This window comes from Paenibacillus sp. WLX2291 (genome assembly GCF_046603665.1).
GTDB lineage: Bacteria > Bacillota > Bacilli > Paenibacillales > Paenibacillaceae > Saccharibacillus.
Window position 1 is genome coordinate 316,363 of the sequence record NZ_CP176755.1, and the last position, 13,096, is coordinate 329,458.

Genomic DNA, 13,096 nt, shown 5'->3' on the forward strand with positions numbered 1-13,096 from the left:
TACATGGCACAACAAAGGTTACCGTCTGTTATATGCGGTAGCCTTTGTTGTGCTTGTCTAGCCGATTCATGCTGATCCGTCGATCAGCGCCAAATGGAAGAAATGCGTGCTACTAGCGGTTTGCCTGGTGTGATCGGATAACGCGCCGTCAACCAACTGATCGTATTTAGGCGGGTACGCAATTTGATGAGGTCGGGAATCTTCCCATCATATACGCGGAACGATATAGCAAATTGCGGATTGCCCTCTGCATCGTGTTCGCCAAAGAAAAAGTCATAGAAATCCATATCATGACCTATTTCAGCACGCATGATTGGAAATAAGACATCCGTCATACTTTGACCGTACGCACCTTCATATCCTCGGTAGATGCCATCCTCCATATTCAGCGCGATCGAATAGTTGTATCCATTACGATACGATTCTCCTTGTGCCTGTGTGTCTGATGAGGCGGCGGGAGAACTTGAAGCGACAGGAGAATCGGATGATTGTACTGCTCCTTCCGCTGCGTGATCAGCAAGGGCGACAGGAACCGATACACCCCACAGCAACAACATACATATGGATACCATTAACCATCGAATCATGATAGACTCCTCCTTTGTGTGTTTGCAGAATAGATAGAAGCAAGCAAAGCGTCGCGCGCTTGAGGGGCATTCCTCCTTTCCTTAAATATGTTAAGATCATAAGTTATTTACTAAAATATGTATATATAAAATAATTATTCCATTTTAGGTTGAATAACAAATCCGTTTTGGTAAATGAATTGTTTCCATTTGTAACTTTCCGCAGGTTGTTCGCCGAATATAAACGGTGGTACCTTACAAGGTGTCCGGCGCACAAGCCGTACGACGAATGGCAGCGAAGCCCGCTATGTACTGGCAATACATACCGAGGTGGAACGCTGGGATGCACATCATCCGGTCTGCTGGTCTTCATCGCAAGGAAGGAACACCGTCATACATAGAGAGATGGTACGCCTGCATATGAACGACTAACATTCGCGAAACCAAGAATAGCGGAATATGGAAACAAGTTTGTAATCAGGGGACAAGGAGATGTCAAAGTGAAAAAGAAGCTAGGAACAGCATTACTTGCAACAGCATTAACCGTCAGCGGGGTTGTACATATCCCTTACGCGGTTGCGGCAACGCCAATCAAGATTGTGATCGATGGTGTACAGCTGAACACAGATCAACCTTCGGTGATGTCCGGCAGCCGTACGATGGTTCCGCTGCGTGGCGTATTTGAAGCGTTGAATGCTAATGTTGGCTGGAAGCAAAGCACACGCACCGTAACCGCCACCAAAAATGGCACCACCATTACATTGCCACTCGGCTCCAAAACAGCCGTAATCAATGGCAAAAATACATCGCTGGATGTACCGGCAAAAGTCATCAACGGTCGCACCATGGTGCCACTGCGTTTTGTCAGTGAAGCGCTAGGCAACAAAGTGGGCTGGAACAAATCCACCCAGACTGTAACGATCACCACCGGTAGCACAACGACTCCAACAACACCGACGACACCAACCGTCGACAGTGCGGTCATGCCTGTCGCTTACGTAAACGCAACCGTCATCGGTCAGCAGGGCAATGGCAGCGATCTGCAAGTCGTTTTCCCGGCTTCCACTAGCAAGACAGGCTTGAGCCAGTACCGCATTCTGGTGAGCAAAGCTTCCGATACAAGTTCCTTTACCCTGAGCCGTGCGCTGGCGGTGCCTGCGAGCAATTATCAGGCAGTACCGGCGGGCAGCAGTAGTAATTATACGATCACCCTCACGCCGCAAGCCAAAGATGTGAACGGCGAACTGATTCAGAAAAATGTCAGCTACCGCGTCTATGTTCTAGCGGTTGGCAATACCGGGTATATTAGCGCCATCACGACGGGGCAATCACTCGTCAATCTGGGTGCTACCGTATCCGCATCAGCAACACCAAGCAATGTGAAGCTGAGCGACGTGTCTGATTATAACGATGGTCGCGATCTGTCTGTATTTTTTGGCAAAGCGTCTAGTGAAACGAATGTTTCGGCATACCGTTTGTATATCGTGCGTACCGCCAGCGCCAGCACATTCAACACGTCCCAAGCTTCTGCTGTAAGCAGCGATAACTATACATTGGTAAGCAAGACAGGTTCCGATCAGACTGTACGTCTGAAAACGGCAACCACCGACACATCTGGCAAAACGATCCAGCAAGGCGTAGCGTACTCCGCATTTGTGATGGCGGTAAACAGCACTGGCGACGTACTCGGTCTGTCCGCAGTGTCTAACAGCATCACACTGGGCAATACGTCACCAACCGTCAGCATCAGCAAAGTCGCAGATGTTAGCAATCTGGGCGACGCTCGCGATATTCAACTGTCCTTTGACAAAATCGCTGACGAATCCAAAATTAGCGGATACCGTGTCTTCGTTGTTCGTAGCAAAGATTCCGGCAACTTCGATCTGGCAACAGCTAGTGGTCTGGCATCTAGCCGATATATGGATGTATCCAAAGACGGCTCCGATCATGTACTGATCCTGTCTTCTTCACTCAAAGACAACAACGGGGATGCAATCGCCAACAATGTAACGTACCGTGTATTCGTCATGAGCCGCGGAACAGGTTCCTACAGCGATGCACTGTCTGCCGCTTCATCCAGCATCACCCTGTCGTCCAGCAGCAAAACGGTCGGCACGACTAGCAGTGTAGCGTTGACCGACGTGAGCGACTATGGCGATGGACGCGATGCGCAGGTTACCTTTAACAAAGCGAGCGATGAGACGCTGGTGAGTCAGTACCGCGTAATGCTCGTCAAAGCGAGCAATGCCAGCAACTTTACCCAGACCAAAGCTCAGAATCTGTCCAGTTCCAACTACACATCGGTCACGAAAAATGGCTCCAACCGCACCGTGACATTCACCGCTGGTGCGCGTGATACCGATGGCGACACCATCAAAAACGGCGTCGCTTATCGCGCGTATGTGCTGACAGTCGGCACCGGCGATGCAGCAGATACGTATGCTCTGTCATCCAGCTCCAGCACCGTTACACTGGCAGGTAGCACTGCGGTGTCCGCCGTTACCGGTCTAACGGCGAGCGGCAGCAGCCCAAGCAGTGCCAAAGATATCACCGTTGCATTCACGCCTGCGAATGATACCGGTATCTCGGAATATCGCATCATTGCGGTGCGTACGGATCAAGCGGGATCATTCAATCTGGCAGCAGCGAACAATACCAGCTCTGCCAACTACACCCGTGTGAACAAAACCGCATCCAAAGTAACGCAAGCACTGACAGATAGCACCAAAGACTACAACGGCAACGCCCTTGTAAAAAATGTCAGCTATCGCGTCTATGTGTTGGCTGTAGCGGACGGTTCTACTCGTACAGTCAATGCGCTGTCCGGCGCGTCCAATGATTTTACTTTGACAGACAAAGCAGTTGCTGCACCGACAAGTGTGTCTGCCGATGCAATCAATAACGGTACGGCAATCCGCGTAAGTTTCTCCCGTCCGTCCGATACGACGGGAATTAACTCGTATGCGATCATGCTAGTGCCGTCTGCTAATGCTAATAGCTTCTCCTTGTCCGACGCGAACCGCGTAACCGCGCCGAACTACCAGACTGTAACTGGCTCGACGTACAGCGAATGGTCGTTCTCGCTGAGCAATACCGATTATAGCGGCAATGCGCTGCGTCAAGGTGTAGCGTACAAAGCATTTGTCGTATCGGTAGCCAACGGCAGTACCGCAACTGTAAACGCATTGTCACCAGCTTCCCGCGAAGCAACGATGCTGCAATAGGAAAACAATGCACTTGCTAGTTCCTATATGTACTATGAAAGCAGCTTGGATATGCTGCGTACGTTTTGCTTGTACTCTAATTTTCTACCCAGCCGATCATTTCCTGTACAGGGAGTGATCGGCTTTTGGTATACCTGCTCAAAGTGAGATCAGACCAAGACAGGTGAGCATACGACACTGATTTGACTTTTCATATCGGAAATTGGGTACAATACAGAGGTGCAAGCCGAAATCATGCCCGGTGTGGCGGAAACGAGGGAACAGCATGGAATATGTAAAATTGGGACGTACTGGTCTGGAAGTATCGCGTCTATGTCTTGGATGTATGAGTTACGGCGTACCGGAGCGTGGCACGCATCCGTGGACGATCGATGAGGAAGAGAGCCGTCCATTTATCCGGCAAGCATTGGAAATGGGCATCAACTTTTTCGATACGGCCAATGTGTATTCCGACGGAACGAGCGAGGAGATTGTCGGTCGTGCGCTCAAAGATTACGCGCATCGCGACGATGTGGTAATTGCGACCAAAGTACACGGCAAAATGCGCCCAGGACCGAATGGCGGTGGACTATCACGTAAAGTCATCCTGAGCGAGATCGACAACAGCCTGCGCCGCCTCGGAACGGACTATGTCGACCTGTATCAGATTCATCGCTGGGACGCGTTGACACCGATTGAAGAGACACTGGAAGCGCTGAACGATGTCGTTCGTGCTGGCAAAGCGCGTTATATCGGTGCTTCGTCTATGTACGCATGGCAATTTATGAAGGCGCTGGACATCTCCAAACGCAATGGCTGGGCGAGCTTCGTCTCCATGCAGAATCATGTGAATCTGCTATATCGGGAAGAAGAACGCGAGATGTTGCCGCTATGCCGGGAAGAAGGCATTGGCGTTATTCCGTGGAGCCCGCTGGCGCGCGGTCGTCTGACGCGTGACTGGAACGAGGAGACATCGCGCTCTGAGAGCGATGCTTTTGGCAAAACGTTATACAACGCATTTGAAGATGCCGACCGCCAGATTGTTGAGCGGGTCGCTGAGATTGCCAACGAACGCGGCGTACCACGGGCGCAGATTGCCCTAGCTTGGGTCATTCAGAAAAATCCAGTCACCGCGCCGATCATCGGAGCAACCAAGCTACACCATTTGGAAGATGCAGCCGCAGCGCTGGATATCAAGCTCACATCAGAGGAAATCGCCCGTCTGGAAGAACCGTACGTACCACATCCAGTGAGCGGATTCTAAATAGCAATGCTCCAATGATCGCTTGAGAAACGTACGGATCGTTTGACAAACGTACGAGATAGCATTAGGTGCATAACCGCATACCAAAGATATCGCTCGATAAAAGTGATTACGTAAATCGACTATATACATGGACTACAGCGAGTAGAAAATGGACGATATTCAATACAAAAGCTAGCCAACAAAATAGCCAGTCAACAAAAAACACCCTGCTCTCATGCAAACCGCTCTTAAAACGGTGAGCTGCAAGAAGCAGGGTGTTTTTATGATATCCCAACTACGATAACAAGCTACAATATCGTAGGTATAAGCTGCCAATATGAAGATGAGAGATGATCCACTTCGAATATGATCTACACGGAGCAACCAATCACCGTCTCTATGGTGTGCCATCATACATCTTATCCAAAAGAATTGCCGATGATCACACCTTCCACCAGCAAATGCGAGATTGCCTATCCTGCATCAGGCGATGCTATGAATGCTGCCTGCGGTGACGGTGCGATTTTTGCCAGAGCGTTTTGCCTGATACAGATACTGGTCGACCTGCTCAAACAACTGTTCTTTGCTAAGACCCGGCTCACAGCTATGCAAACCGACACTGACTGTTACCGTCTGGTTGTCCAGTTCCTTCCACTTCAGACCTGCCAGATGACTGCGGATATTCTCAACCAGTTCATATGCTTCATCAAATTGCTTGTCAAAGATAAGCAACGCGAATTCCTCACCGCCATAACGAGCAGCGATATCACTGGACGAAATATACTGCTGAATGACCTGTGCCACGATGCCAAGCACCATATCACCTACTCGGTGTCCATACGTATCATTGATTTGTTTGAAATTATCAATATCCAGCAGTGCCAGATGCAGCGTCACACCCTGACTGGCATAATCGTAGGCGGTCTCATAATAATCTTTGAACGATACCTGATTGTATAGATTGGTCAAGCCGTCGGTTTTGGACATCTTACTCATAATGGCATTATGGACGATCAATTCTTGCTTGGATTGCATCGTCTGATGCAGATTACTCAAAATCTCACTGCCGCTCGTCACAATAACATGAGCGACAAAGGTGCCTCCCATAATGAAGGCAGGAATAGAAACAACATCAAATGACGTTAAAAAAGTTTGGAAATGGGGATCGGCTAGATACAGAGCTGCAAATGCCACAATCTGAAGAATGGAAGAAATCCACAGCAATCGTCGTTTGAAGAAGATGACTGCCGAGAAGATGGGTATCAGACAGAGGGCGGTAATGATGCGTATGTCGTAGTTGAGATAAATGATCATCCATGTGATAAAGGTGCTGGTTAGAAACAGAGCATAGTACGAGTGTGACTGTCTTTTGCGCTGCACCCATTCCGCCCAGAGGATCATAGCCATCATACCAAGCGTCGGTACAATGAGAATGTGAACATAAAAGTGGTACGGAGTCGCCTCATAGTCCAAAAATAAAAAAGAACCCAGTTGGGCAATGAAGTGAATGAAGACGACAAACCAGTATGTACTGAGAAAATTGCGAATCCATTGATGCTGATTAATATGTTCCAGATGTGCAAAGATAGGGTTTGAGGATTTCATCATATCACCCGATTACCTCATTCGATAATTTACATAATCGTATAACTGTTATTATAAAACATACCGATAGCAGAATAGAAGGTAACGATTACCAGAATATACAAAATGAAAGGCTTCTATAGCTGCATTTGCCTAATGTTTTAAAATTTTTGTACAGATCGTGTCATTCCATACATAACAGTAGCTCAGACAGCATAATGAGGTCGTTGTGTAACAGTCTAACCGTTTCAAATGAATAATGGGTGTTAAATAACCGTTGTATTCCGAAAGGGAGGGGACTATTTTATGCCCACACAAAGTGTAGAGATTGAACATCATACGGTACACGTAAATGGTATTGATTTGCATGTAGCGCAGGCGGGACCGGAAGATGGACCGCTCGTTATTTTGCTGCATGGGTTTCCGGAGTTCTGGCATGGCTGGGTGCATCAGATTCCTGCGCTAACCGATGCAGGTTATCGCGTCTGGGCACCAGATCAGCGTGGATACAATCTAAGTGACAAGCCGGAAGGCGTCGATTCCTATCAGCTGGACATTCTGGCGGACGATATTGCCGCGTTAATTCAGTCATCCGGTCGAGAGCAGGTAGATATGGTTGCGCATGACTGGGGAGCTATCGTCCAGTGGCGTTTATCCGAACGATATCCGCAGTTGATTCGCCGACAGGTTATTATGAATGTACCGCATCCGGCGGTGATGATGGACTTCCTAAAAAGCAATCCGAAGCAAATTGCCAAAAGCGCATACGTCTTTTTCTTCCAGACTCCCATCGTACCGGAAAAGGCGATTGCAGCCTCGAACTGGAAGCGTCTCGCGGACATGTTGCAGGAATCGTCCAATGAGGGTGCTTTTACCGATGAAGAGTTGGAGTTGTACCGGGAAGCATGGTCACAGCCTGGTGCAGATACTGCCATGCTCAACTGGTATCGCGCATTGATGCAGAAGAAGCCGGATCTATCGAGTGAGGAATTGATCACTGTTCCGACACGTATGATCTGGGGCAGCAAGGATCATGCACTCAGTCGCGAAATGTCTGATCTGAGTATCCGCCGATGCGCGGATGGAGAACTGATTCATCTGGATCACTGTACACATTGGCTGCATCACGAAGATCCGCAGCGAGTGAACATGCTCATTTTGCAACATTTCCAATATGATTAAATCGAAGTGAAATCGAAAATGGATACCGGGATGGCAGAATCTTGCCGATTTCAGGTATCCGTTTTCATGCCTGCTAATTCGCTTAATGTCCGGTGTTGTGCGGTTTTTGGCAGCGTAATAAGAATATAGAGAGCGAACTTAAAATAAAATTACAGAAATTACCTTATAGACGTTGTGTTTATCGGCTAAATGGGTTATAATATGAATATCGAAATCGTGACCTGAACTCACCTATTGTAGAGGGTTATCATATAAGAAATGTAATAACCTTGTACAATATGTGATTTTTCATTTTATCGGATGTTTTTCTCTGAATAAAGAAAGTCATGTAAATTTAATTTTTTGGAGGTACCTCACATGCAAACAGGTACAGTAAAATGGTTCAACGCTGAAAAAGGTTTTGGTTTCATCGAAGTAGAAGGCGGTAACGATGTATTCGTTCACTTCTCCGCGATCCAAGGCGACGGTTTCAAAACTCTTGACGAAGGTCAACGTGTAGAATTCAACGTAGTTGAAGGCAACCGTGGACCACAAGCTGAGAACGTTGTAAAACTGTAATTTCAGCTTGAAAAGCGCCCTTAACGTAAGTTAGGGGCGTCTTTTTTATATTCCGGCAGTGCCGATGGGAAATGGTGTATGTCTCATATGTTGCCGTCCGGTCCGACGACGGACAAGATGGTTATTGAAACAGGAGCAAACAGCTCCGGAAGGAGACCTTCATGTATTATTCGCGTAAAAACCCGATGCAGGAAATTCCAAAGGAAATGACGGACGTATGGGAATGCAGTAAACCAGACTGCAATTCTTGGATGCGGCGTGCATTCGCCCTAGAGGATGAACCGGTGTGCGCAATATGCAAATCGCCTATGGTACACGGGCAAAAAGAATTGCCAGTGCTGGATTATGATGCCAAAGACAAATCGGCGAAAAAATAAGTGCCGACCATATAGCAGCTTCGGCTGCACTACATCGTTCGGATCAGGAATCCAGTATGTCCTGAAACGGGCGATTTTTTTTGCCCTTTTACACAAAATTTACCGAAATCACTTGGTGCAACCGTCCACGTATTGTATGATATAGGTTGTTCCAAACCGTTCTGCTTTGCATGCTGTGTATTGAACAGAAAAAGTGAACGATCCATCCTATATGAATAAGGTGAAGACTACTCATGAAACCCGTTGATTTGCAATATATGATGCCTGCCGAATGGGCACAGCATGAACGTACAATGCTGTCCTGGCCCGTGCAGGATTCGATGGTATATCCAGACGATTACGCCAATGTGTGCGCAGGCTACCAAGAGCTGGTGAGCGCCATTGCTGAATTTGAGCCAGTGACACTGGTCGTGAACCCGGAAGATTTGGAAAAGGTACAACCGCTGTTTGCCGGACAACAGGTAGACTTCCTGCCACTTGCGCATAACGATGCGTGGCTGCGCGATAACGGTCCAACCATCGTAGTGAATGCACAGGGCGAACGCGCTGGTATTAACTGGGGCTTTAACGCTTGGGGCGGCAAATATGAGCCGTGGGATCTGGACGATGCAGTCGCTCCAGCTGTGCTGAAGCATCTGAATCTGCGCCAGTTTGACGCACCACTCGTACTGGAAGGCGGCTCCATTCATGTGGATGGTGAAGGTACACTACTCACGACCGAAGAATGCCTGCTCAATACGAACCGCAACCCGGAGCTAAGCCGAGAGCAGATTGAGCAGCATGTCAAAGAGTATACCAATGTGCAGCAGATCATCTGGCTGAACCGCGGGCTGGCTGGCGACGAGACAGACGGTCATGTCGACAATGTGGCTTGTTTTGCTGCTCCGGGCAAAGTGATTTTGCAAGTGTGCAACGATCCGGCGGACGATAACTATGCTATTACGCAAGAGAATCTACGCATTCTTGGCGAAGCAACGGATGCACAGGGACGCAAGCTGGAAGTGATCCAGATTGAGCAGCCACCGCTAGTGATGCACGGTGAACAGCGTCTGACGCTGAGTTATCTTAACTTTTATTTTGTAAATGGCGGTATCATCCTGCCGATCTTCGGTGGCACTGCGGAACAAGCTGACCGTCAGGCAATCGAAGTACTGCAAGCAGCATTCCCGGATCGTCGTATTCGTACGATTAACGGTATGGCTGTCATCAAAGAAGGCGGCAACGTACACTGCACCACCCAACAAATTCCGACCGGACAATAATATACGGTTTCATTGATAAGACCAAGGATACCGATTAAGATACGTCATTGTATAAGAAGTAACGAAAGGATGATCCACACCGATGAGAAACGTAAAAGTAGCCGCGACGCAGATGAGCTGTTCGTGGGATATCGACGATAATATCCGTAAAGCCGACAAGCTGGTACGGGAAGCTGCCGCAGAAGGCGCACAAATTATTTTGCTGCAAGAGCTGTTTGAAACACCGTATTTCTGCCAAAAAGAAAAAGCTGAATATTATCAATACGCTACCGAACTGGAGCACAACAAAGCGATCCTTCATTTCCGCCAAGTTGCCAAAGAGCTTCAGGTCGTACTGCCGATCAGCTTTTATGAAAAGAAAAACTATGCTCGTTACAACTCGCTGGCAGTGATTGATGCCGACGGCGAGATTCTGGGCAAATATCGCAAAAGCCATATTCCGGATGGTCCGGGCTATGAAGAGAAATTTTATTTCAATCCGGGTGATACAGGCTTCCAAGTATGGGATACCAAATATGCCAAAATTGGCGTCGGCATCTGCTGGGATCAATGGTATCCAGAAGCTGCACGCTGCATGGCACTGATGGGCGCAGAGCTGCTGTTCTATCCGACAGCAATTGGCTCCGAGCCACAGGATGCAGGTATTGACTCCAAAGATCACTGGCAAGCGTGCATGCTCGGTCATGCTGGTGCGAACCTGATTCCAGTCATCGCATCCAACCGGATTGGCAAAGAAGAAGATGAGGATTCCTCAATCAACTTCTACGGTTCTTCATTTATCGCCGGACCACAAGGCAACAAGATCCAGGAAGCTGACCGCAGCAGTGAAGGCATCCTGACTGCTGAATTCGATCTGGATCAACTGGAAATCCAACGTCTGGAATGGGGCATCTTCCGCGACCGCCGTCCGGATCTGTACCAGATGATCGCGACATATGATGGAGAACGCCGTTTCAAGTAAGTTTATTTTGAAACAACTGTTATAAACAACAAGCAGTATACAATGATCCATATCAAACAGCGACATGGCGCAACGAACGGTAGCATCATATACCGAACGACGCCATGCCGCTGTTTTTTGTATATACAGCTATATCTTGCTTTTGCTCTACATAAAATAGGAGGGAATAACCGATATATTTGATATAGCAACAAAGCAACCAGTATGCCAAGGGATCGTATAGTATAGAAAGAAGGATTAGAAATAAAAAGTAGCAACAACGAAGTGTTACTACAATGAGCATACAAGCATAAATATAAGAGGAACATGATTATGCTGATGCGAAAAGCAAACGTGAATAGAAAGCAAATAAACCAAGTAGATACAAAAAGGAGACTTGCCTATGCAGCAATGGCTGGAAGTTCAAAGTGCCTCTATACAGACCATGACATCGTTTGTACAATCGTTTGATGAGTTATCGTTTGTGTTGATTGGGCTACTTGCACTTAGCCTGCTTGCTAGTATTATTTTTCTAACTATTAACATTCGGTCTTATGTACATAACCGGTTCCATCCGGAATCATATGGAAAATACGATATTTTGGAACTATATTTAATCAACAATAGCTGTAAGATGTATCATGAAAGTATTTTGGTTGGGCTGATGTCCCTGTACAATCGCGGACTGTTACGGATGTCCCTTAAATCTACATCTATTATGGAGATGAGAAAGCTTCGATTTACGCTGACCAACTCTTTTGATTATGACGAGTTAAGTGAAGATGAGCAGTATCTGATAGATTGGCTGTTTGACGATCCCAATAACGATGAGTTTCTTCTTGATTCCATTGCTGGACCTTCACCGAGTGAGAAGCGTAATAAATCACGGTTTCCTTTTTATAAAGAGCGGCTGGAAGAACTGAATGAGAACTGGGATGAATGGACAGACCTTGTATATGAGCAGCGGAATGTACAGGCATGGATGTGTAAGTCGAATTCTTTTAAATGGTATATTGTATCGTTTGGGATTTTGTCTTTAATGCTTTTCTTCGCGTTACTTATGAATGAATATGAGTTTATAACAGCTTGCGCTATAATGTGGTACAACATAGTTGTTATTTTTTTATCTCTTACAACTGCTTTCTTGCTGGATTGGAACAGATTCGTTTTGGTAGTTTATGCAGTATTACAATCTGCCTTTTGTTTGTTGTATTTAGGTCTGGATAATCCGAATACAATCCTCACTATTATTCTGATCTTTTGTTTCTCACTACTGGTGTGGTTACTGCCAGAGAATCGCAAAAAACTACAATACAAGCAGACTTTTCGTTTCAGACAATGTTTGATGAACAAAGCATATCAACCTTTCGATGATCCACAGCGTTTGGAATATCTGATTCAAGCAAGCATCATATTGGGATGCAGCCAGCAATTTATGAGCCGACACGAAGATTGGATTCAACAGCAGGCGAAGCAATATCGAGGGGTCCATTCCTTTCTGACATATGCGAAGTTGATGGTTCAGGCGGAACAGGAGCTGTTCGTCTTGTATGATATAGTCGAGAGATATAGGGGCAAACCGCACTCGGTTCTTCATCGGTCGCGTCCGATTAGGTATCAGACTGAGCCTGTTGTGTACGAATCTGATCATTGTTCCGTTACTGTGGAGTGTGAATTTGAAGTTAGCTACGAAACGGAATACGAGATCGAATATGTAGATCATACTAGAAAGCATACTGAGAAACGCGACAGTTCTGCACGTCGATTCAAAGATTACCTTAGCAGCGATTCGTACAGCAGCAGTAGCAGCTATAGTAGCGATAGCTCCAGCAGTGACAGTTCGAGCAGCAGTGACTCATCCTGTAGCGATAGTTCTTCGGATAGCTCTAGCAGTTCTAGCTCTAGTGATTGATACATGGATGCTGAACGATTGATCGTCTACAATATGGACATAGTATAGCGAGACGATGGATATTCGGGGAACTCTTTTTCCAGTGTTTAAGCGATTTTCCAAGACAGATACTTCTTCATTAGAGGTGTCTGTCTTTTTGTTATATCCAGCTATATCGCCACCTATAACATCCATTCCAACATATTATCTGTTCTCCGCTGCTCCATATCGGTTAATGGGTAAGTAGAGAAACAACGAGATTATGCAACCTAAGGAGGAACATTACT

The 13,096-nt window shown here is 46.9% G+C and carries 10 protein-coding genes; 8 read left to right on the forward strand and 2 right to left on the reverse strand.

Translation table 11 applies throughout. The features are described 5' to 3' along the window. Nucleotides 1-83: 83 nt before the first annotated feature. Nucleotides 84-587, reverse strand: coding sequence for a hypothetical protein (locus ACDE64_RS01340; RefSeq protein WP_411348744.1), 504 nt, complete (start codon nt 585-587; stop codon nt 84-86). 479 nt (nt 588-1,066) lie between these two features. Here ACDE64_RS01340 and ACDE64_RS01345 point away from each other — a divergent pair, with 479 nt between their 5' ends. Both ACDE64_RS01345 and ACDE64_RS01350 read left to right on the forward strand, forming a co-directional pair. Continuing rightward, nucleotides 1,067-3,790 carry a stalk domain-containing protein gene (locus tag ACDE64_RS01345; protein ID WP_411348745.1) on the forward strand — a complete coding sequence of 908 codons (2,724 nt, stop codon included), beginning with the start codon at nt 1,067-1,069 and terminating at the stop codon, nt 3,788-3,790. Between the two features lie 265 nt (nt 3,791-4,055). Beyond that, nucleotides 4,056-5,033 (forward strand): aldo/keto reductase, encoded by a 978-nt coding sequence (locus ACDE64_RS01350; protein ID WP_411348746.1) that lies wholly within the window; start codon nt 4,056-4,058, stop codon nt 5,031-5,033. A 465-nt stretch (nt 5,034-5,498) separates the two neighbouring features. On the opposite strand, the gene ACDE64_RS01355 is transcribed toward ACDE64_RS01350, so the two are convergent. Next, the gene (locus tag ACDE64_RS01355) at nt 5,499-6,623 is read right to left on the reverse strand and encodes a diguanylate cyclase (protein WP_411348747.1); all 1,125 of its coding nucleotides are present in this window, start codon (nt 6,621-6,623) and stop codon (nt 5,499-5,501) included. A 282-nt stretch (nt 6,624-6,905) separates the two neighbouring features. Here ACDE64_RS01355 and ACDE64_RS01360 point away from each other — a divergent pair, with 282 nt between their 5' ends. The 6 genes from ACDE64_RS01360 (at nt 6,906) to ACDE64_RS01385 (ending at nt 12,830) form a co-directional block, all read left to right on the forward strand. Next, nucleotides 6,906-7,781, forward strand: coding sequence for an alpha/beta fold hydrolase (locus ACDE64_RS01360; RefSeq protein ID WP_411348748.1), 876 nt, complete (start codon nt 6,906-6,908; stop codon nt 7,779-7,781). A 357-nt stretch (nt 7,782-8,138) separates the two neighbouring features. After that, complete coding sequence (locus tag ACDE64_RS01365; protein ID WP_017813974.1) at nt 8,139-8,339, forward strand: cold-shock protein; 201 nt, start codon at nt 8,139-8,141, stop codon at nt 8,337-8,339. Nucleotides 8,340-8,500: 161 nt separating this feature from the next. Further along, nucleotides 8,501-8,716 (forward strand): cold-shock protein, encoded by a 216-nt coding sequence (locus ACDE64_RS01370; RefSeq protein WP_411344767.1) that lies wholly within the window; start codon nt 8,501-8,503, stop codon nt 8,714-8,716. 233 nt (nt 8,717-8,949) lie between these two features. Beyond that, on the forward strand, nt 8,950-9,978 hold the full coding sequence (locus tag ACDE64_RS01375) for an agmatine deiminase family protein (protein WP_411348749.1): 1,029 nt from the start codon (nt 8,950-8,952) through the stop codon (nt 9,976-9,978). Nucleotides 9,979-10,060: 82 nt separating this feature from the next. Beyond that, nucleotides 10,061-10,939, forward strand: a complete 879-nt coding sequence (gene aguB, locus ACDE64_RS01380) for an N-carbamoylputrescine amidase (RefSeq protein WP_411348750.1) — start codon at nt 10,061-10,063, stop codon at nt 10,937-10,939. 382 nt (nt 10,940-11,321) lie between these two features. After that, nucleotides 11,322-12,830, forward strand: coding sequence for a hypothetical protein (locus tag ACDE64_RS01385; RefSeq protein WP_411348751.1), 1,509 nt, complete (start codon nt 11,322-11,324; stop codon nt 12,828-12,830). The last annotated feature ends 266 nt before the right edge of the window (nt 12,831-13,096 follow it).

What these genes read in the sequence shown, in the direction of transcription:
- ACDE64_RS01340 (WP_411348744.1), bottom strand. Translation starts at nt 587, where the DNA reads ATGATTCGATGGTTAATGGTATCCATATGTATGTTGTTGCTGTGGGGT.
- ACDE64_RS01350 (WP_411348746.1), top strand. Translation starts at nt 4,056, where the DNA reads ATGGAATATGTAAAATTGGGACGTACTGGTCTGGAAGTATCGCGTCTA.
- ACDE64_RS01355 (WP_411348747.1), bottom strand. Translation starts at nt 6,623, where the DNA reads ATGATGAAATCCTCAAACCCTATCTTTGCACATCTGGAACATATTAAT.
- ACDE64_RS01360 (WP_411348748.1), top strand. Translation starts at nt 6,906, where the DNA reads ATGCCCACACAAAGTGTAGAGATTGAACATCATACGGTACACGTAAAT.
- ACDE64_RS01365 (WP_017813974.1), top strand. Translation starts at nt 8,139, where the DNA reads ATGCAAACAGGTACAGTAAAATGGTTCAACGCTGAAAAAGGTTTTGGT.
- ACDE64_RS01370 (WP_411344767.1), top strand. Translation starts at nt 8,501, where the DNA reads ATGTATTATTCGCGTAAAAACCCGATGCAGGAAATTCCAAAGGAAATG.
- ACDE64_RS01375 (WP_411348749.1), top strand. Translation starts at nt 8,950, where the DNA reads ATGAAACCCGTTGATTTGCAATATATGATGCCTGCCGAATGGGCACAG.
- aguB (WP_411348750.1), top strand. Translation starts at nt 10,061, where the DNA reads ATGAGAAACGTAAAAGTAGCCGCGACGCAGATGAGCTGTTCGTGGGAT.
- ACDE64_RS01385 (WP_411348751.1), top strand. Translation starts at nt 11,322, where the DNA reads ATGCAGCAATGGCTGGAAGTTCAAAGTGCCTCTATACAGACCATGACA.